Origin of the sequence: Burkholderia latens (assembly GCF_001718795.1) — a bacterium.
Lineage (GTDB): Bacteria > Pseudomonadota > Gammaproteobacteria > Burkholderiales > Burkholderiaceae > Burkholderia > Burkholderia latens_A.
Genome location: NZ_CP013438.1, coordinates 1,923,599 through 1,942,381, shown reverse-complemented (window position 1 = coordinate 1,942,381; position 18,783 = coordinate 1,923,599). Strand labels below are relative to the sequence as shown.

Here is an 18,783-nt window from a genome sequence, read left to right as displayed (position 1 = left end):
TGTGCCGGCCCGCTAGACCGGAATCGACTGCCCGCGCACGCGAATCCCGAGCCGCACGATGCCGATCACAGCGTTCGACAGCCACGTGAGCACGCGCGGCATTCCGCGCCGGCGGATATCGAGCAGCAGCACGATCCGCACTTCGTCGCTGTCGTTCCAGACCTCGTGCACGAACGTGTCGTCCCACAGCAGGAAACGGCCTTCTTCGAGCCGATATTCGCGGCCGTCGACCTTGAGCACGGCAGCCGGCGTGCCATCTGCGCGCTTCGGCATCGACAGCACCAGATAGCCGCGCAGAATGCCGCGGAACGGCCCGCGATGCGGCGGGATGTACTTGCCCGGCGCAAGGAACGACAGCGACGCGGACAGCACGTCCGGCGACGCCGCGACGATTGCTGCGACGGTCGGGCAGCGCGACAGGTTGCGCGGAAACGGCTGTCCGTAAGCCTGCATGATGAACATTCGCCAGTCGCGCGCATCGTTGGCCGAGATGTCGCGCTGCTCGCGCATGATCTCGTGAAAGCGCGGGATGCGCGGCAGATCGCGCGCGACGTCGAGCGCTTCTGCGCGAATGGCCGGCCACGCGCGAACGAAACGTTCGGCGTCGGGGAATGCGGCCGTATCGAGTACGGCGCCGCTGTCGATATGGCGGTCGTACAGCCTGCGAAGCAGGCCGGCTGCATAGTCGTATACGACGGACATGGTCGGTGAGCGGTCCACAAGGTGTCGTCAGTCTGCCCCACGCAAGGTGGGGCCTGCGTTACGTCAGGTTACGCCGGCTGACGAAAGAATGACAGCACGCGGAAATCCGGCGCATGCAGCGCGCGACTGCGGGAATAAACACCCATCGGGCGTCGTCATACGGGATGTAGCACGTCGTCTCGTTGACTTCCGAAGGAGCTGAGCATGAATACGTATTGGCTGGTGGCCGCCACGGTGGCGGCAATTTCCGTCGCGAGTGTCGCGACGCCCGCGTCGGCACAGGCGCTGACGCGCGCGCAGGTCAGGCAGCAATTGATCGACGCCGAAAACGACGGGTTGCGCTTCGTGACCGACACGTCATACCCGGCGGTGAGCCCGATGTTCGAGCGGCAAGCCGCGCAGATGCCGCAACGGCAGGCGGAGACTGCGCTCGGCAGCGCGCCGGCCGCGACGACCGATGCGGGCAAGCCGGCAATGCCCGCGCCGAGTGCGCGCACCGCAGCGTGCGTGGGTCCGGAAAGCTTCTGCACGCTGTACTTCGGAAGCTGAGCGGGCGGCACGCTTCGTCGCATTCTCGTCTTCACCTCGTTTGATCAGCAAGGAAAACTGCAGGAGCCGATGATGAAAACTTGTATCGCACTACTGATCGTGGCCGGCGCGTGTGCCGCTCAAGCGTCGTTCGCGCAATCGAATACGCCGCTGACGCGCGCGCAGGTTCGTGAAGAGTTGATGCGTCTGGAGGCGGCCGGGTACGACCCGTCGAAAGGCGACGACGGCGAATATCCGGCGGACATTCAGGCGGCACAAGCGCGGGTGGCCGCGAACGAGCATGCACGAATGGCGGCGTCTGCCGCTGGCGCGCCGGTCCCGCTCGGAAACTAGATGGCGATGTGCCCGTACATGCTTGCCGGTCGCCCAGCATCCGGACCCGCTCGGGCGCGCATGTCGCGGCGCGCACCCGTGGACAGTACCGCGCCGTGCGTCGGCGGCGCGGCGCGCGCGTGGCGTCATGCTGGCTGCATGCGCCCTTCGCGCCGCGTGCCGCGCCGGCCGATGGGCGCGGCCGTCAATGCCGTTCGTCGGCGATGTAGCTGCGGATCACGTCTGCGAACGACGTATCGCCCTTCAGTCCGAGCGCTTCCGCGCGCGTCGTGTCCCAGCGGCCCGGCCAGCTGCCGACGATCTTCTCGATGCGTTCGTCCGGCGCGTGGCGGATCAGTTTCACGACGTCGTTGCCGGCGACTTCGCGCAGCGCGTCGATCATTTCATCGACCGACACCGACAGGCCCGGCAGGTTGATCGCACGCTTGTTGCCAAGCCGCGCGCCGTCGAGCTCGCACCCGGCGACGAGCGCTTCGATCGCGCCGCGCGGCGACAGCAGCCACAGCCGGGTCGAGCCTGGCACCGGGCACACGCTTTCCTCGCCGTTCAGCGGCTCGCGGATGATGCCGCTCGCGAACGACGACGCTGCAGCGTTCGGGCGGCCTGGCCGCACGCTGATGGTCGGCAGCCGCAGCACGCGGCCGTCGACGAAGCCGCGGCGCGCGTAGTCGCACAGCAGCAGTTCGGCGATCGCCTTCTCGGCGCCGTACGACGATTGCGGGTTCAGCGCGGTGTCGTCCTGCACGACGTCGGGCAGCGCGCCGCCGTAGACGGCTACCGAGCTCGTGAACACGACGCGCGGCTTGTGGCCGCGCGCGCGGCACACTTCGAGCAGCGCGCGCGACGCATCGAGATTGATCCGCATGCCGAGATCGAAATCGGCTTCGGCCTGGCCGCTGACGATTGCCGCGAGGTGGAAGATCGCGCCCGTCTGCGTGTCGATCGCACGCTCGAGCACCGCGCGGTCTGCGATGTCACCGACGATGGACGTCACGCGTGCATCGCCGAAGTCGCTGCCCTGGACGACATCGAGCAGCACCAGCTCATCGATCTTGCCGGTCCGGCCGTCGGGGCCGGTCAGTTCTCCGCGCTCGAGCAGCTTGCGCGCGAGACGCTGGCCGAGAAAGCCGGCGCCGCCGGTGATCAGTACTTTCATGTTCGTTGCCCTCGTTGAAATACTTGAATTACAGGTACGGCTTCAGCCAGCCCAGGCCTTCCGACGTGCCGGCCTTCGGCCGATATTCGCAGCCGATCCAGCCGTCGTAGCCGAGCGCGTCGATCAGCGCGAACAGATACGGGTAGTTCAGTTCGCCGACGTCCGGCTCGTGACGCTCGGGCACGCCGGCGATCTGGATGTGGCCGATGCCCGCGAAATCGCGCTTGAGCTTCATCGCGAGATCGCCCTCGACGATCTGACAGTGATAGCAGTCGAACTGCACCTTCAGGTTCGGCGCGCCGACTTCCGCACAGATGTCGTGCGCGTCGTCCTGGCGGCTCAGGAAATAGCCGGGCATGTCGCGCTGGTTGATCGGTTCGATCAGGACGGTGATACCGAATGCGGCTGCGGCCTGCGTCGCATGGCGCAGGTTCGCGACATAGGTGTCGCGATGGCGCGCGCGGTCCGCGCCCGGCAGCACCATCCCGGCCATCACGTGCAGCTTCTTGTTGCCGAGCACGCGTGCATAGTCGAGCGCCTGATCGATGCCGCGCCGGAATTCTTCCTCGCGGCCGGGCAGCGACGCAATTCCGCGTTCGCCTGCAGCCCAGTCGCCCGGCGGCGCATTGAACAGTGCCTGCTCGAGGTTGTGCGCATCGAGGCGTGCGCGGATATCGTCCGCGGCGAAGTCGTACGGGAACAGGTATTCGACGGCCTTGAAGCCGTCATGCGCGGCGGCGGCGAAGCGGTCGAGGAACGCGTGCTCGTTGTACATCATCGAGAGATTGGCGGCGAAGCGGGGCATGGCAGCAGGTCCTGTGAATGAATGAGCGGGGCGCTCGGCACCCCGCGTCGAATGGCAAATCGTCGGCTCAGCGGTTCACGAGTTTGGCCGGCGTGAGCCACACGGCGATCGCGCCGATCACGAGCATCCCGGCGAGCACGTACATGCCGGACGACGTGCTGTGCGTGAGGTCCTTCAGATAGCCGATCACGTACGGGCTCGCGAACCCGGCGAGGTTGCCGACCGAGTTGATGATCGCGATCCCGGCCGCCGCGGCGGAGCCGGCGAGAAACGCGGTCGGCAGCGACCAGAACAGCGGTGCGCAGGTCAGCACGCCGCCCGCCGCGAGCGACAGGAACACGATCGACACCGCCGTATTGTGCGAGTACGACGCGGCGACCGCAAACCCGATCGCACCCATCAGCGCGGGCACGATCAGGTGCCAGCGGCGTTCGCGACGTTTGTCCGCGCTGTGGCCGAACACGTTCATCACGACGATCGCGACGACGAACGGAATGGCGGACAGCAGACCGATCTGGAACGTATCGGTGATACCGGTCGACTTGACGAGCGTCGGCATCCAGAACGTGAGCCCGTACTGGCCGGTGACGAACGCGAAATAGATCAGCGACATCCACCACATGCGCGGGTCGGCGAACACGGCTTTCAGCGTGTGACCGTGCTTGTGCTGTTCCTGCGGCTGCGCGGCGATTTCATCCTCGAGCAGTTGCTTCTCGCGCTCGTCGAGCCACTTCGCGCTGCGGATGCCGTTGTCGAGATACAGGATCGTTGCAATGCCGATCAGCAGGGCCGGGACGGCCTCGATCACGAACATCCATTGCCAGCCGTGAAAGCCCGAGCCGCCGTGAAAGCGCTCCATGATCCAGCCCGACAGCGGATTGCCGAAAATGCCCGATACCGGAATCGCCGACATGAACACCGCGATGATTTTCGCGCGGCGATGCGACGGGAACCAGTACGTGAGGTACAGGATCACGCCCGGATAGAAGCCGGCTTCCGCGAGGCCCAGCAGGAAGCGCAGCACGTAGAACTGCGTCGGCGTCTTCACGAACGCGAACAGTGCGGACAGCAGCCCCCACGTAATCATGATCCGCGCGATCCAGATGCGCGCGCCGATGCGATGCATCAGCATGTTGCTCGGCAGCTCGAACAGGAAGTAGCCAAGGAAGAAGATGCCGGCGCCGAGGCCGAACACCGTTTCGCTGAACGCGAGATCCTGCGACATCTGCAGCTTGGCGAAGCCGACGTTCACGCGGTCGAGATACGCGACCACGTAGCAGAGCATCAGGAACGGCACGATGCGCCAGAAAACCTTCTTGTAGGTGCGGTCGAGTTCGCCCGCTTGGGCGGCCGCGGCGGTTGAGCGGCTTGCGGCCGCGTCGAGAGCAGTCATCGTTGTCTCCAATGATGTCGTGTGCCGGCGGCGCGTACGCCGCCGGATCGTGTGTGTGCTGACGGAAGGGCCCACGCACACGGCGGGCGAGATAATCGGTTGGTAGTCCTCTATGACGCGCAATGCACGATGCGTGCGATGTACGTTGGGTTACCAGCGCGCGCCGAAGGTTTCGCGAAGTTCGTCGAGCGCAGTGCCGGAAAGCGGTTCCGGTTTCGGGTTCGACATCAGCCACAGCTTCGCCGTTTCCTCGAGCTCCTCGAGCGCATATGACGCATGCGATACCGACGGTCCCCACATCACCGGGCCAAGGCGCTCGAGCAGCACGCCGCGCACCTGGTCGGCGAGCGCCGCGACTTCGGCCGCGACGGCCGGATCGCCGGGGCGGCGATAGCGGATCAGCGGAACGTGGCCGACTTTCATCACGTAGTACGGCGTGATCGGCGGCAGCACGTCGGTGTCGCGCCACACGCCCGCGAGTGTCAGCGCGACGAGATGTGTCGAATGCGTGTGGACGACGCCGTTGGCTTGCGTGTTGCGTGCGTAGATCCCGCGATGCAGCGCGAGCGTCTTCGACGGCTTGCCGCCCGAGACGGGCTGGCCATCGAAGCCGACCTTCGCGATGTCGGTCGGATCGAGGCGGCCGAGGCAGGCGTCGGTCGGCGTGATCAGCCAGCCGTCGGCAACCCGCGCGCTGATGTTGCCGGCGCTGCCGACCGCATGCCCGCGCGCATACAGGCTCGCGCCGACGACGCAGATTTCTTCGCGCAGTTTCGCTTCGTTGCTCATCATGCGGCTCCGTCGAACGCGCGCAGCGCCTTGTCGAAAAAGTCCACGGCGCCGAAGTTGCCGGATTTCAGTGCGAGGCCGAGCGGCTGCGCGCCGATGGTGGCGGTGGCCGGCACACCCGGATCGATCTGTGCGCCGATCTGCAGCGATTTCACGTCGAGCGCCTGCACGACCGCGCCGGACGTCTCGCCGCCCGCGACGACGAACTTGCGCACGCCAAGCTCGCGCAGCCCGCGCGCGATCGCCGCGAGTGTGGTTTCGACAAGGTGGCCGGCCGCTTCGACGCCGAGTGCGTGCTGAACGGCCCTCACTTCGTCGGGCGTCGCGGTCGCATAGATCAGCACGGGCTGCGGCAGATGCGAACGCGCGAAGGCGAGCGCTTCGTCGACGACGGGTTCGCCGCGCGCTGCGGCAAGCGGATCGATCCGGAAGCTCGGGCGGCTTTCGCGCCAGGCGGCAACCTGGGCATTCGTCGCCTTCGACGCGCTGCCGGCGAGCACTGCCGACAGCCCGTCGATGCGGGGCAGCGATGCCGCGTTGTCGCGCTGCGGCAGCAGCCCCGCGCGGCGGAAATTCTCCGGCAGGCCGAGTGCGATACCCGAGCCGCCGGTGACGAGCGGCAGGTTCGCGCACGCTTCGCCGAGCACGTGAAGATCGTGGTCCGACAGCGCATCGGCAATCGCGAAGCGCACGCCATCCGCGCGCAGCGCGTCGATGCGCGCACGCACGGCCGCTGCACCCTGCGCGATCGTGTCGTAGCGGATCAGGCCCACCGGCGACTTCGTCTGTTGCTGCAGCACGCGCACGAGGTTCGCGTCCTTCATCGGCGTGAGCGGATGATGCTCCATTCCCGATTCGTTCAGCAGCACGTCGCCGACGAACAGGTGGCCGCGAAAGATCGTGCGGCCGTTCTCGGGGAACGCCGGACACGCGATCGTGAAGGCGTCGCCGGCCGCATCGAGCAGCGCGTCGCCAACCGGCCCGATGTTGCCGGCATCGGTCGAGTCGAACGTCGAGCAGTACTTGAAGAAGAACTGCCGGCAGCCTTGCGCGCGCAGCCATGCGTACGCGGCGAGCGATTGCGCGACGGCGTCGGCCGCGGGAATCGTACGCGACTTCAGCGCGACGACGATCGCGTCGGCGTCGATCGGCGTGTCGATCGCGGCGCCGTCGGCGGGCACGCCGATCGTCTGCACGGTGCGCATGCCGCTTTTGACGAGCATGTTCGCGAGATCGGTCGCGCCGGTGAAATCGTCGGCGATGCAGCCGAGCAAGGGACGGGAAGCGGAAGCGGTCATGGCAGGTACGTCGTTCGAATCAGCGGGCGGGCGGCAGCGTGATGCCGGGGAAAGTCTTGATCACGGCGGAATCGTCCTCGCCGCCGTGGCCGGCGCTCGACGCATTCATGAACATCTGGTGCGCGGTAGCCGACAGCGGCAGCGGGAACTTGCTGCGGCGCGCGGTATCGAGCACGAGGCCGAGATCCTTCACGAAGATGTCGACGGCGGACAGCGGCGTGTAGTCGCCGTTCAGGATGTGCGGCACGCGGTTCTCGAACATCCACGAATTGCCCGCGCTGTGCGTGATCACGTCGTACAGCGCGTCCGCATCGACGCCTTCGCGCAACCCGAGCGCCATCGCCTCGGCCGCCGCCGCGATATGCACGCCGGCCAGCAACTGGTTGATGATCTTCACCTTCGAGCCGATGCCGTGCGCGTCGCCGAGACGGTAGACCTTGCCGGCGATCGCGGCGAGCACGTCGTCGCACGCCGCGTACGCGGCGGCAGGGCCCGACGTCATCATCGTCATTTCGCCCGACGCCGCACGCGCGGCGCCGCCGGACACCGGCGCATCGAGCATCTGCAAGCCCGCGGCTTCGATGCGCGCACCGAGCGCGACCGCGAAATCGGGCGCGACGGTCGCGCTCGCGATCACGACGCCGCCGGGCTTCATCGCAGCGACCGCGCCGTGTTCACCGAACAGCACCGTGTCGGTCTGCGCAGCATTGACGACGAGCGTGACGACGACGTCGCACCGCGCGCCGAGTTCGGCCGGCGTCGCGCACGCGACGCCGCCTTCTGCCGCGAATGCCTGCAATACGGTGTCGCGCACGTCGCACGCGTGTACGCGGAACCCCGCGCGCAGCAGCGAGCGGGCGACGCCGAGGCCCATCGCGCCGAGGCCGATGACTCCAACATTTCGTGACATGGTCAACCTTGATCGATTCGATAGAGATTCGGGACAACGGCGACGCGCGCGCCGCCGGGCTTCAACAGATGCCGGCTTCCGCGAGACGGCGGGCGGCGTTGTACATGTGCGTGCGCGCCGCGTTGCGCGCCGCCATCGGGTCGCGCGCGCGGATCGCATCCGCGATCGCCGCGTGTTCGTCGCGCACCTGCCGCGAGAAATCCTCGCGCGTTGCTTCGTTGCGACGCGTGACCTTCACGCCGGCCTCGAGGTACTGGTTCAGGAACTGCAGCGTCTTGAGGAAATACGGATTACCGGTGACGCCCGCGATCGTGCGGTGAAACGCGACGTCTTCGGCGACGCCGTCGCGCCCTTCGGCCACCGCGTCGTCGATTTTGCGCAGCGCGTCGTCGATGTCGGCCATGTCGTCGGCGGTGTGGTGCAGCGCGGCTTCGGCCGCGACTTCAGCCTCGATCGCGCGGCGCACCGCGAGCAGGTGCGGCAGCGAACTCGCCTCGACGGCTTCCGCGTAATCGATCCGCAGCGGCCGGATCGCGCCGTGCTGGTTCACGAACACGCCGCTGCCCTGGCGCGGCTCGACCACGCCCTCGTTCTTCAGCCGCGAGATCGCTTCGCGAATCACGGTGCGGCTCACGCCGAATTCCTGCGCGAGCACGGCTTCCGTCGGCAGCTTGCCGGTGGCCGAGAAACTGCCGGCTTCGATCTGCTTGAGCAGTTGCTGCGCGACGTGGTCGCTCATCGCACGGGCGGGAATTTTCTCGAACATGGCGCAATGGTTTGTAAGGTGATGTGGTCATCATACAAATTTGTGCGCGCGTGTCAGTATCGGGAATAACCCTCGGTCAGCGACGCTCAACGTCGGCCAACTTGGCTGGAACCGGTTTCAATCGCGCTGATTTGCAGCGATCCTGAAGGGTGTGGTGCGCGGGGGAAGGGAAATGAGGCGAATGCGCGCGGCAGCGTCTGCGGCGGCGCGCGATCGTCAGTCGGCGATGTCTTCAACGGGATCGGCGTCGGTCGCGGCCGGCACGCCGGCGTCCGCGACGTCCGCGCCGCGCTCCCGGTACGTCGCGGGCGGCACGCCGAATTGCTTGCGGAATTCGCGGCCGAGGTGCGACGCATCGGCGAACCCGCAGCTCGACGCGATATCGGCGACGGTGCGGTCGGAGCTCGTCAGCAGCCACGCGGCCGTGCGCAGCCGGACCTGCTTCGCGAATGCCTGCGGGCTCTTGCCGGTCTCGGCCTTGAACAGCCGCTCGAGCTGGCGCGTCGACATGTCGAGCTTGCACGCGAGTTCCTCGAGCGGCAGCGCGCGCCCGACATGCTGTTCCATCAGAAGAATCGCGCGCTTGACCTTCGGGTGCGTGGCCGGCTCCAGGCCCGGCGGATGCGGCTGCGGCGCGTTGCCTTTCTGCATCTCGCCGACGAGCAAGATCCGCAGTGCCTTCTGCACGGTCGCGTGGTCGAAATGGCGCAGCAGGATCGCGGCGGCGACGTCAATCGAGGCGCGCCCGCCCGAGCAGGTGATCCGGCGTCGGTCGATCACGAACAGACGGTCGGCGATCAGCATGTCGGGGGCGGCGTTCGGGAAGCGTTCGATGAAGTCCCAGTAGTGGAACCAGCTTACGCACGTGCGGTAGCCGTCGAGCACGTTTGCACGCATCAGCGTAAACACGCCCGTGCAGATTCCGACGATCGTCGCGCCGCCGCCCGCCGCGCGGCGGATGAACTCGAGCGTTTCGGGGCCGGCTTGCGGGCCCGAATGCAACAACCCGCCGACCACGACCACGTAATCGAACGGTTCCGCGCTGTCGAAGGTTTCCCACGGCGTGATCTGGATCCCGCAGCTCGCGCGCACCGGCGCCAGCGTTTCGCCGATCACGCTCCATGCGCAGCGCACCGGCTTGCTGTAATCGCCGTCGTCGGCGGACAGGCGCAGCATGTCGACGAAGCCCGAGAACGCCGTGAGCGTGAAGTTCGGCAGCAGCACGATTCCGAAGCGGATGCGCTGCGGCGGCGGTTCGGCGATCGGGGAAGCGGGTACGTCGGGTGTCATTGCGGTCAATCTCGTCACGCCCGGAAGGCGGGTCTCACTCGGTTCATTCACTCTGCGGGCACTGCTCGCGGCCGACTTGTGGTTTTTCGTCGTCAATCATCGCCAAAACGCACTTTCCGACCATCCGTCGCGGCGCTTGGCGGCGGTATCCCACGCCGATGCCGTTTTTGTTCTATCGGCCAATTTTACGCTTTGATGTACTGACGCCAACGACATTTCACGTACGCCCACCCAGAGGAAGCCAGATGAACGTCAGCGCGTTCGACCTGTTCAAGATCGGCATCGGCCCGTCCAGCTCGCATACGGTCGGCCCGATGATCGCCGCCTGCCGTTTCGCGTCGCACATCGAAGACGCGAACCTGCTTGGCTTCGTGCGCCGCGTGCGGGTCGAACTATACGGCTCGCTCGGTGCGACGGGCAAGGGCCACGGCACCGACAAGGCGGTGTTGGTCGGTCTCGAGGGCCATCTGCCGGACACTATCGATCCCGACCTGATCGAGCCGCGGCTCGCCGCGATCCGCGCGGAGAAGTCGCTGTCGCTGCTCGGCAAGCAGACGATCCGCTTCGACGAGAAGGAGAACATCGGTTTCTACCGCAAGCTGATGAGCGGCACGAGCATCGTGCATCCGAACGGGATGCGCTTCCAGGCGTTCGACGAGCACGGCCAGCTGCTCGTGGAGAAGGAGTATTACTCGGTAGGCGGCGGCTTCGTCGTAAACCGCGACGGCGATCGCGTGAACGGCGTGCGTGCGGCCGCCGAGGTCCCGTATCCGTTCCGCACCGGCGACGACCTGATGCGCCAGTGCCGCGAACACGGGCTGTCGATCGCCGAAGTGATGCTGCGCAACGAATGTGCGCTGCGCTCCGAAGACGAGGTGCGCGCCGGGCTGCTCGCGATCTGGCGCACGATGGCCGCCTGCGTCGAGCGCGGCTGCAAGGTCGAAGGCGACCTGCCGGGCCCGATGCGCGTGAAGCGCCGTGCGGCGGAACTGAACGGGCGCCTGCGTGCGCGCTCCGAGGAGTCGCTGCGCGATCCGCTGTCGATGCTCGACTGGGTCAACCTGTATGCGATGGCCGTCAACGAAGAAAACGCGGCGGGCGGCCGTGTCGTCACCGCGCCGACGAATGGCGCGGCCGGCGTGATTCCGGCGGTGCTGCACTACTACGTGAAATTCGTGCCGGGCTCGAACGAAGCCGGCATCGTCGAGTTCCTGCTGACGGCCGCCGCAATCGGGATCATCTACAAGGAAACCGCGTCGATTTCCGGCGCGGAAGTCGGTTGCCAGGGCGAAGTCGGCGTCGCGTGCTCGATGGCCGCGGCCGCACTCGCCGCGGTGATGGGCGGTACGCCGGACCAGGTCGAAAACGCGGCGGAGATCGGCATGGAACACAACCTCGGGATGACTTGCGACCCGGTCGGCGGGCTCGTGCAGATTCCGTGCATCGAACGCAACGCGATGGGCGCGATCAAGGCGCTGAACGCGTCGCGCATGGCGCTCAAGGGTAACGGCCAGCATTACGTGTCGCTCGATTCGGTCATCAAGACGATGCGCGAGACGGGTGCCGACATGAAGACGAAATACAAGGAAACGTCGCGCGGCGGCCTCGCCGTGAACGTCATCGAATGCTAACGAAGGATCACTAACATGAGCCGCTACTCGATATTCAGCCTGTTCCGCAACGGCCTCTCGTATCACGAGAACTGGGAAAAGCAGTGGAAGAGCCCGGAACCGAAGAAGGAATACGACGTCGTGATCGTCGGCGGCGGCGGCCACGGCCTCGCGACTGCCTACTATCTCGCGAAGGAACACGGGATCACGAACGTCGCGATCCTCGAGAAGGGCTGGATCGGCGGCGGGAACACCGCGCGCAACACGACGATCGTGCGCTCCAACTACTTGTGGGACGAATCGGCCGCGCTGTACGAGAAGGCGATGAAGCTGTGGGAAGGGCTGTCGCAGGATCTCAACTACAACGTGATGTTCAGCCAGCGCGGCGTGATGAACCTCGCGCACACGCTGCAGGACGTGCGTGACACCGAGCGGCGCGTGAACGCGAACCGGCTGAACGGCGTCGACGCCGAATTCCTGACGCCCGCGCAGATCAAGGAAATCGAACCGACGATCAATCTGAACAGCCGCTACCCGGTGCTCGGCGCATCGATCCAGCGCCGTGCCGGCGTCGCGCGTCACGACGCGGTGGCCTGGGGCTTCGCGCGCGGCGCCGACCGCGCCGGTGTCGACATCATCCAGAACTGCCAGGTGACGGGCATTCGCCGCGAAGGCGGCGCGGTGGTCGGCGTCGATACGGTGAAGGGCTTCATCAAGGCGAAGAAGGTCGCGGTGGTGGCCGCCGGCAACACGACGACGCTCGCCGACATGGCCGGCATCCGCCTGCCGATCGAGAGCCACCCGCTGCAGGCGCTGGTGTCTGAGCCGATCAAGCCGGTCGTGAACTCGGTGATCATGTCGAACGCGGTGCACGCGTACATCAGCCAGTCCGACAAGGGCGACCTCGTGATCGGCGCGGGTATCGACCAGTACACGGGCTTCGGCCAGCGCGGCAGCTTCCACATCATCGAAAGCACGCTGCAGGCGATCATCGAGATGTTCCCGGTGTTCTCGCGCGTGCGGATGAACCGCCAGTGGGGCGGCATCGTCGACGTGTCGCCGGATGCATGCCCGATCATCACCAAGACCGACGTTAAGGGCCTGTATTTCAACTGCGGCTGGGGTACCGGCGGCTTCAAGGCGACGCCCGGCTCGGGTTGGGTGTTCGCGCACACGATCGCCCGCGACGAACCGCATCCGCTGAACGCACCGTTCGCGCTCGACCGCTTCTACACGGGCCACCTGATCGACGAGCACGGCGCAGCCGCCGTCGCGCACTAACCCCCCGCACTGAAGGAGAAAGAAACATGTTGCTGATCGAATGTCCGTGGTGCGGGCCGCGCGCCGAATCCGAGTTCACGTGCGGCGGTGAAGCCGACATCGTGCGCCCGGTCGCAAACGAGACCATGACCGACCGCGAATGGGGCGAATACGTGTTCATGCGCGAGAACAAGCGCGGTGTTCACCGCGAGCAGTGGCTGCACACGCAAGGCTGCCGCCGCTGGTTCAAGGTGACGCGCGATACGGTCACTTACGATATCAAGGGATACGAAAAGTTCGGCGGAGCTGCCAATGGCGCGGCTGCCGGCAACGCACACGAAGAGGGCACCAGCAAATGAGCCAGAAAGACCGCCTCGGCACCGGTGGCCGCATCAACCGCGCGATTCCGTTGACGTTCACGTTCAACGGCCGCACGTATCAGGGCTTCCAGGGCGACACGCTCGCGTCCGCGCTGCTCGCAAACGGCGTGCACTTCGTCGCACGCAGCTTCAAGTACCACCGTCCGCGCGGGATCGTGACGGCCGACGTCGCGGAACCGAATGCCGTCGTGCAGCTCGAGACCGGCCCGTACACGGTGCCGAACGCGCGCGCGACCGAGATCGAGCTGTACCAGGGCCTCGTCGCGACGAGCGTGAACGCGGAGCCGTCGCTCGAGAACGACAAGTACGCGATCAACCAGAAGCTGTCGCGCTTCATGCCGGCCGGCTTCTATTACAAGACGTTCATGTGGCCGCGCAACATGTGGCCGAAGTATGAAGAGAAGATCCGCGAGGCCGCCGGCCTCGGCAAGGCGCCGGAGGTGCTCGACGCCGACCGTTACGACAAGTGCTACGCGCACTGCGACGTGCTCGTGGTGGGCGGCGGTCCGTCGGGTCTCGCGGCCGCGCATGCGGCAGCGATCGCCGGCGCGCGCGTGATCCTCGTCGACGACCAGCGCGAGCTGGGCGGCAGCCTGCTGTCGTGCCGTGCGGAAATCGACGCGAAGCCCGCGCTGCAGTGGGTCGAGAAGATCGAGGCCGAACTGCGCAAGTTGCCGGACGTGACGATCCTGTCGCGCAGCACCGCATTCGGCTACCAGGACCACAACCTCGTGACGATCACGCAGCGCCTGACCGATCACCAGCCGGTGTCGATGCGCAAGGGCACGCGCGAGCTGCTGTGGAAAGTCCGCGCGAAACGCGTGATCCTCGCGACCGGTGCGCACGAGCGTCCGATCGTGTTCGGCAACAACGACCTGCCGGGCGTGATGCTGGCGGGCGCGGTGTCCACCTACATTCATCGCTACGGCGTGCTGCCGGGCCGCAACGCGGTCGTGTTCACGAACAACGACCGCGCGTATCAGACGGCGCTCGACCTGAAGGCATGCGGTGCGAAGGTGACGGTCGTCGATTCGCGCGCGTCGTCGAACGGCGCGCTGCCCGCCGCCGCGAAGCGGCAGGGCGTGACGGTGATGAGCGGTGCGGTCGTGACGGCCGCTTCGGGCAAGTGGCGCGTATCGTCGGTCGACGTCGCGTCCTACTCGAACGGCCAGACGGGCGGCAAGCTGCAGTCGCTGGCGTGCGACCTCGTCGCGATGTCGGGCGGCTTCAGCCCGGTGCTGCACCTGTTCGCGCAGTCCGGCGGCAAGGCGTGCTGGAACGACGAAAAGGCGTGCTTCCTGCCGGGCAAGCCCGTGCAGGCCGAGGCGAGCGTCGGCGCGGCCGCGGGCGAGTTCGGTCTCGCCCGTGCGCTGCGGCTCGCGGTCGACGCGGGCGCCGAAGCGGCGAACGCGGCAGGCTTCACGGCCGCGCAGCGTCCGGTCGCACCGCAGGTTGCGGAGACGGTCGAAGGCGCACTGCAGCCATTGTGGCTGGTCGGCAGTCGCGAGGCCGCCGCACGCGGTCCGAAGCAGTTCGTTGACTTCCAGAACGATGTGGCCGCGGCCGACATCCTGCTGGCCGCACGCGAAGGCTTCGAATCGGTCGAGCACGTGAAGCGCTACACCGCGATGGGCTTCGGCACCGACCAGGGCAAGCTCGGCAACATCAACGGGATGGCGATCCTCGCGCAGGCGCTCGGCAAGACGATTCCGGAAACGGGTACGACGACGTTCCGCCCGAACTACACGCCCGTGTCGTTCGGCACGTTCGCCGGCCGCGCGACGGGCGACTTCCTCGATCCGATCCGCAAGACATGCGTGCACGAGTGGCACGTCGAGCACGGCGCGATGTTCGAGGACGTCGGCAACTGGAAACGGCCGTGGTATTTCCCGAAGAACGGCGAGGATCTGCATGCGGCCGTAAAGCGCGAATGCCTCGCGGTGCGCAACAGCGTCGGCATTCTCGATGCGTCGACGCTCGGCAAGATCGACATCCAGGGTCCCGACGCAGTGAAGCTGCTGAACTGGATGTACACGAACCCGTGGAACAAGCTCGAAGTCGGCAAGTGCCGCTACGGGCTGATGCTCGACGAGAACGGGATGGTGTTCGACGACGGCGTGACGGTGCGCCTCGCCGACCAGCATTTCATGATGACGACGACGACCGGCGGCGCGGCGCGCGTGCTCACGTGGCTCGAGCGCTGGCTGCAGACCGAATGGCCGGACATGAAGGTGCGGCTCGCGTCCGTCACCGATCACTGGGCGACGTTCGCGGTGGTTGGCCCGAAGAGCCGCAAGGTCGTGCAGAAGGTGTGCCAGGACATCGACTTCGGAAACGACGCATTCCCGTTCATGAGCTACCGGAACGGCACCGTCGCCGGCGTGAAGGCGCGCGTGATGCGGATCAGCTTCTCGGGCGAACTCGCGTATGAAGTGAACGTGCCGGCCAACGCGGGCCGCGCGGTGTGGGAAGCATTGATGGCGGCCGGGGCCGAGTTCGACATCACGCCGTACGGCACGGAAACGATGCACGTGCTGCGTGCGGAGAAGGGCTACATCATCGTCGGTCAGGATACGGACGGCTCGATCACGCCGTACGACCTCGGGATGGGCGGGCTCGTCGCGAAGTCGAAGGACTTCCTCGGCAAGCGGTCGCTGTCGCGCTCGGATACCGCGAAGGAGGGCCGCAAGCAGTTCGTCGGCCTGCTGACCGAAGACGAACAGTTCGTGTTGCCGGAAGGCGCGCAGATCATCGCAAAGGACACGCAGGTGTCGGCGGTCGATCCGACGCCGATGATCGGCCACGTGACGTCGAGTTATTACAGCCCGATCCTGAAGCGCTCGATCGCGCTCGCGGTGGTGAAGGGCGGTCTGAACAAGATGGGCGAGAGCGTCGTGATTCCGCTGGCCAACGGCAAGCGCATCACCGCGAAGATTTCGAGCCCGGTTTTCTACGATACCGAAGGGGTGCGCCAGCATGTGGAATGAAACGAGAAACCAGACGCCGGTGGCGGGCGCGGGCGTGACGCTTGAATCGCCGTTCGTCGGCGCGGCCGATGTGCTGAAGCCGCATCACGCACGCGCATCGAAGAAGTTCACGCTGCGTGAACGAGCGTTCCTCGATCTCGTCAACGTGCGCGGCGAGCTGGCCGACCCCGCATTCGTCAGCGCGTTCGAGCGCGTGGTCGGCTGCCTGCCGCCGTCGGTGCCGAACACCGTCGCGCGCGGCGCCGAGTACGACGTGCTGTGGCTCGGCCCCGACGAGTGGCTCGTGCGCTCGAACGGCCCGGTGCAGGCCGGCGTGCTCGAGGCTCGCCTTGCCGAGGCGGTGCAGGGCTCGTATGCGGCGGCGGTCGACGTCGGCAGCGGCTACACGGTCGTCGAGGTCACCGGCGAGCGCGTGCGCGACGTGATCGCGCGCGGCTGCCCGCTCGATCTGCATCCGCGCGTGTTCAAGCAGGGCCAGTGCGCGCAGTCGCATTACTTCAAGTCGCCGATCACGCTGATCGCGACCGGCGACGATACGTTCGAGATCGTGGTGCGCCGCAGCTTCGCCGACTATTTCGTGCGCATCATGCTCGACGCCGCGGCGCCGCTCGTATCATGAAGCCGTTCGACGAACCGTTCGTGGCGATCGACACGCCGCGCCTGCGCGGGGCTGGCTGGAGCGTGTTCGTCGACGAATTGAAGGTGCCCGCGCGGATCGGGATCCATGCACACGAGCACGAGGCGCCGCAACCGGTCGTGATCGATGCGCGGCTCGGGTATCGGTGCGAGCCGAGCGAGCAGGGCGAGTGGATCGACTATGACGGGTACTGCGCACGCGTTGCATCATTCTTGTCGCACAAGCCGCACACGCGGTTGCTCGAAACGCTCGTCGCGGATGTCGCGGTAATGTCCTTCCGCGAGTGGCCCGCGCTGGAGTCGCTGACGCTGTCGATGTACAAGCCGAAGATCCGGCCGGGGACGAAGCGGGTCGGCGTGTCGCTCGACTGGACGCGCGGGGATTACCTGCGGTGGACGGAGGCGGCGGGGTAGTCGCGATTCGAAGGAGCCGCGGCAGGCCCCCGTGCTCCGCTGGGCGTCGTTACGGCTGCTGATTCGATGGAGACCCTCTGGCCGTGTGGTGTGAACCTTCGTGAGGCGCGACCGCGCATCGGCACAGGTGGTGGTCGCACTTCGTGTTGCCATGACGGACGATGCTGGCCTGCAGAGGCGGCGCGCCGCGAACGCGCGTGCGCGTTGCTTACTTCACGTTGCGACCTCCGGCCGACACGCCGGACGGATCGCTGACCGGCACCATGCGCGCCTTCCCGTCGCTTGCCGCGTTCGCGCCGTCTTCCGGTTCGAGCACGAACCGGAACGCGTCCACGCGCTGCATCACCTTCGCCGCATACGCATTGGATCCGCCATAGCTCTTCAGCCCAGCCTGCACGTTGCCGCCGGCCGCCTTCACGTAGCCCGACAGGATCCGCGAGCCGGCTTCGACGTTCGCATTCGGCTCGGTCAGGTCCTTCACGTCCCGCAGCATGCCGCGGTGCGCCGACGGCACGACCTGCATCAGACCAGTCGCGCCGTGCTGGCCGCGCGCCTTTTCCTGGAAGCGCGATTCGATCGAGATAATCGCGTAAACGAGTGCCGGAGGCAGCGAATATTTCGTCGCGGTTACGCTCACGATATCGGCGAGCTTCGCGGCCTTTTCCTTCGCGACACCGAATTTCTTCGTGAGGTACGACGTGATGCGGCGGTTTTCTTCGTTCGGCTGATCGTTCGCGAGCGGTGCGGACGCCGCGGATGCGGCCGCTTCGGGCGCGGACGCAGTCAGCGCGGGCGCCTGCTGCGCCGACGCCTGTTGCGCAATGCCGAGCGAAAGCACGATCAGCCAGAAAAACCGTCGTCGCATGGTCGTGTACGGGGAAATGGAAGGCGCATAGTATATCGGCCAATCGACGCGTGCGGTCGAGCGCCGGCTCGAATGAAAGCCGCGTGTAGGCTTGTTGCGTTCGCAATGGTCGGCGCGCCGGCCGTTGCACGCACACGCATCGCAGTCCGGACGAACAACGCACATGCGGCTCGCTTGCGTCATTCCGCGCGCGGTTCGCGCGTTGCTGACGAAGCGGCCAGCCGCGACGCTAGTTGATGATCTCGCCCATGCCGGTTTCGATGCGACTCCTGAGTTGCGCGATGAACTCCGGGTCGTACGGTTCCCAGCTATCGAGTTCGCCGACGATCTTCAACGGGCGTGCGCTTCGATACGATCGCGTGGGATTGCCCGGGAATTTCTTGTCCGTCACGTTCGGATCGTTTTCGAATTCCCCGGTCGGTTCGACGATGTAGACGCGTGGCTTACCGTCGCCTTTGGCCATTTCCGCCGCGAGGCCTGCGCCTTTGGGCAGCGCAGTGAAATACACGTGATTCATCACGACCTCGTCGCGATAATTCGACCGGAAACCCGCGGTCAGCAGATCGCCGATCCGCAGATTCGCTTTCGTGCCGTGAAAGAATGGGCCGGTGTCCAGGACAGCCATGGCGTCTCCTTCGTA

The 18,783-nt window shown here is 66.4% G+C and carries 19 protein-coding genes; 8 read left to right on the top strand and 11 right to left on the bottom strand.

Going from position 1 to position 18,783, the window contains the following annotated elements; genetic code table 11:
• Positions 1–12: 12 nt before the first annotated feature.
• Complete coding sequence (locus tag WK25_RS27920) at positions 13–702, bottom strand: aspartyl/asparaginyl beta-hydroxylase domain-containing protein (RefSeq protein ID WP_069243316.1); 690 nt, start codon at positions 700–702, stop codon at positions 13–15.
• A gap of 204 nt (positions 703–906) precedes the next feature.
• Here WK25_RS27920 and WK25_RS27915 point away from each other — a divergent pair, with 204 nt between their 5' ends.
• Together WK25_RS27915 and WK25_RS27910 are read left to right on the top strand one after the other, a co-directional pair.
• The gene (locus tag WK25_RS27915) at positions 907–1,251 is read left to right on the top strand and encodes a DUF4148 domain-containing protein (RefSeq protein ID WP_059544543.1); all 345 of its coding nucleotides are present in this window, start codon (positions 907–909) and stop codon (positions 1,249–1,251) included.
• Between the two features lie 72 nt (positions 1,252–1,323).
• A complete protein-coding gene (locus WK25_RS27910) occupies positions 1,324–1,584 on the top strand; it encodes a DUF4148 domain-containing protein (RefSeq protein WP_069243573.1) in 261 nt (86 codons plus the stop codon).
• Between the two features lie 184 nt (positions 1,585–1,768).
• Here WK25_RS27910 and denD read toward each other — a convergent pair whose 3' ends face one another.
• The 8 genes from denD to WK25_RS27870 all read right to left on the bottom strand — a co-directional run bounded on the left by denD (position 1,769) and on the right by WK25_RS27870 (position 9,991).
• Complete coding sequence (denD, locus tag WK25_RS27905; protein ID WP_069243315.1) at positions 1,769–2,740, bottom strand: D-erythronate dehydrogenase; 972 nt, start codon at positions 2,738–2,740, stop codon at positions 1,769–1,771.
• A gap of 28 nt (positions 2,741–2,768) precedes the next feature.
• Entirely contained in the window at positions 2,769–3,545 is a 777-nt protein-coding gene (gene otnI, locus WK25_RS27900; RefSeq protein ID WP_069243314.1) for a 2-oxo-tetronate isomerase, read from the bottom strand.
• 67 nt (positions 3,546–3,612) lie between these two features.
• Positions 3,613–4,938, bottom strand: a complete 1,326-nt coding sequence (locus WK25_RS27895) for an MFS transporter (protein WP_040138654.1) — start codon at positions 4,936–4,938, stop codon at positions 3,613–3,615.
• Between the two features lie 150 nt (positions 4,939–5,088).
• Positions 5,089–5,727 carry an aldolase gene (locus WK25_RS27890; protein ID WP_069243572.1) on the bottom strand — a complete coding sequence of 213 codons (639 nt, stop codon included), beginning with the start codon at positions 5,725–5,727 and terminating at the stop codon, positions 5,089–5,091.
• Entirely contained in the window at positions 5,727–7,025 is a 1,299-nt protein-coding gene (otnK, locus tag WK25_RS27885) for a 3-oxo-tetronate kinase (RefSeq protein ID WP_069243313.1), read from the bottom strand. The genes WK25_RS27890 and otnK overlap by 1 nt, the downstream gene beginning before the upstream one ends.
• 19 nt (positions 7,026–7,044) lie before the next feature.
• Positions 7,045–8,094 (bottom strand): L-threonate dehydrogenase, encoded by a 1,050-nt coding sequence (gene ltnD, locus WK25_RS27880; protein ID WP_257785764.1) that lies wholly within the window; start codon positions 8,092–8,094, stop codon positions 7,045–7,047.
• Positions 7,997–8,701 (bottom strand): FadR/GntR family transcriptional regulator, encoded by a 705-nt coding sequence (locus WK25_RS27875; RefSeq protein WP_069243312.1) that lies wholly within the window; start codon positions 8,699–8,701, stop codon positions 7,997–7,999. Before WK25_RS27875 ends, ltnD begins: the two co-directional genes overlap by 98 nt.
• Positions 8,702–8,917: 216 nt before the next feature.
• A complete protein-coding gene (locus WK25_RS27870) occupies positions 8,918–9,991 on the bottom strand; it encodes a GlxA family transcriptional regulator (RefSeq protein ID WP_059544540.1) in 1,074 nt (357 codons plus the stop codon).
• A gap of 245 nt (positions 9,992–10,236) precedes the next feature.
• On the opposite strand from WK25_RS27870, the gene WK25_RS27865 reads away from it, so the two are divergent.
• The 6 genes from WK25_RS27865 to WK25_RS27840 are packed head-to-tail and all read left to right on the top strand — an operon-like array spanning position 10,237 to position 17,278.
• Positions 10,237–11,622, top strand: a complete 1,386-nt coding sequence (locus WK25_RS27865; protein ID WP_069243311.1) for an L-serine ammonia-lyase — start codon at positions 10,237–10,239, stop codon at positions 11,620–11,622.
• A gap of 15 nt (positions 11,623–11,637) precedes the next feature.
• Positions 11,638–12,882: a sarcosine oxidase subunit beta family protein gene (locus WK25_RS27860; protein WP_034204196.1), complete on the top strand. Its 1,245-nt coding sequence runs from the start codon at positions 11,638–11,640 to the stop codon at positions 12,880–12,882.
• Positions 12,883–12,908: 26 nt separating this feature from the next.
• The gene (locus WK25_RS27855; RefSeq protein ID WP_040138648.1) at positions 12,909–13,220 is read left to right on the top strand and encodes a sarcosine oxidase subunit delta; all 312 of its coding nucleotides are present in this window, start codon (positions 12,909–12,911) and stop codon (positions 13,218–13,220) included.
• Entirely contained in the window at positions 13,217–16,228 is a 3,012-nt protein-coding gene (locus tag WK25_RS27850) for a sarcosine oxidase subunit alpha family protein (RefSeq protein WP_069243310.1), read from the top strand. Before WK25_RS27855 ends, WK25_RS27850 begins: the two co-directional genes overlap by 4 nt.
• Positions 16,218–16,847 (top strand): sarcosine oxidase subunit gamma, encoded by a 630-nt coding sequence (locus WK25_RS27845; RefSeq protein WP_069243309.1) that lies wholly within the window; start codon positions 16,218–16,220, stop codon positions 16,845–16,847. The genes WK25_RS27850 and WK25_RS27845 overlap by 11 nt, the downstream gene beginning before the upstream one ends.
• Positions 16,844–17,278 carry a dihydroneopterin aldolase gene (locus tag WK25_RS27840; RefSeq protein ID WP_040138645.1) on the top strand — a complete coding sequence of 145 codons (435 nt, stop codon included), beginning with the start codon at positions 16,844–16,846 and terminating at the stop codon, positions 17,276–17,278. The genes WK25_RS27845 and WK25_RS27840 overlap by 4 nt, the downstream gene beginning before the upstream one ends.
• A 208-nt stretch (positions 17,279–17,486) precedes the next feature.
• Here the strand turns inward: WK25_RS27840 and WK25_RS27835 are convergent, their stop codons facing one another.
• Entirely contained in the window at positions 17,487–18,143 is a 657-nt protein-coding gene (locus tag WK25_RS27835) for a lytic transglycosylase domain-containing protein (protein WP_069243571.1), read from the bottom strand.
• A 229-nt stretch (positions 18,144–18,372) separates the two neighbouring features.
• The gene (gene arr / locus WK25_RS27830) at positions 18,373–18,768 is read right to left on the bottom strand and encodes an NAD(+)--rifampin ADP-ribosyltransferase (protein ID WP_069243308.1); all 396 of its coding nucleotides are present in this window, start codon (positions 18,766–18,768) and stop codon (positions 18,373–18,375) included.
• Positions 18,769–18,783 lie beyond the last annotated feature (15 nt).

Coding starts and splice junctions, on each gene's coding strand:
- WK25_RS27920 (WP_069243316.1), bottom strand. CDS start 702: ATGTCCGTCGTATACGACTATGCAGCCGGCCTGCTTCGCAGGCTGTAC.
- WK25_RS27915 (WP_059544543.1), top strand. CDS start 907: ATGAATACGTATTGGCTGGTGGCCGCCACGGTGGCGGCAATTTCCGTC.
- WK25_RS27910 (WP_069243573.1), top strand. CDS start 1,324: ATGAAAACTTGTATCGCACTACTGATCGTGGCCGGCGCGTGTGCCGCT.
- denD (WP_069243315.1), bottom strand. CDS start 2,740: ATGAAAGTACTGATCACCGGCGGCGCCGGCTTTCTCGGCCAGCGTCTC.
- otnI (WP_069243314.1), bottom strand. CDS start 3,545: ATGCCCCGCTTCGCCGCCAATCTCTCGATGATGTACAACGAGCACGCG.
- WK25_RS27895 (WP_040138654.1), bottom strand. CDS start 4,938: ATGACTGCTCTCGACGCGGCCGCAAGCCGCTCAACCGCCGCGGCCGCC.
- WK25_RS27890 (WP_069243572.1), bottom strand. CDS start 5,727: ATGAGCAACGAAGCGAAACTGCGCGAAGAAATCTGCGTCGTCGGCGCG.
- otnK (WP_069243313.1), bottom strand. CDS start 7,025: ATGACCGCTTCCGCTTCCCGTCCCTTGCTCGGCTGCATCGCCGACGAT.
- ltnD (WP_257785764.1), bottom strand. CDS start 8,094: ATGCGATCCGCGCGCGCGACCCGATGGCGGCGCGCAACGCGGCGCGCA.
- WK25_RS27875 (WP_069243312.1), bottom strand. CDS start 8,701: ATGTTCGAGAAAATTCCCGCCCGTGCGATGAGCGACCACGTCGCGCAG.
- WK25_RS27870 (WP_059544540.1), bottom strand. CDS start 9,991: ATGACACCCGACGTACCCGCTTCCCCGATCGCCGAACCGCCGCCGCAG.
- WK25_RS27865 (WP_069243311.1), top strand. CDS start 10,237: ATGAACGTCAGCGCGTTCGACCTGTTCAAGATCGGCATCGGCCCGTCC.
- WK25_RS27860 (WP_034204196.1), top strand. CDS start 11,638: ATGAGCCGCTACTCGATATTCAGCCTGTTCCGCAACGGCCTCTCGTAT.
- WK25_RS27855 (WP_040138648.1), top strand. CDS start 12,909: ATGTTGCTGATCGAATGTCCGTGGTGCGGGCCGCGCGCCGAATCCGAG.
- WK25_RS27850 (WP_069243310.1), top strand. CDS start 13,217: ATGAGCCAGAAAGACCGCCTCGGCACCGGTGGCCGCATCAACCGCGCG.
- WK25_RS27845 (WP_069243309.1), top strand. CDS start 16,218: ATGTGGAATGAAACGAGAAACCAGACGCCGGTGGCGGGCGCGGGCGTG.
- WK25_RS27840 (WP_040138645.1), top strand. CDS start 16,844: ATGAAGCCGTTCGACGAACCGTTCGTGGCGATCGACACGCCGCGCCTG.
- WK25_RS27835 (WP_069243571.1), bottom strand. CDS start 18,143: ATGCGACGACGGTTTTTCTGGCTGATCGTGCTTTCGCTCGGCATTGCG.
- arr (WP_069243308.1), bottom strand. CDS start 18,768: ATGGCTGTCCTGGACACCGGCCCATTCTTTCACGGCACGAAAGCGAAT.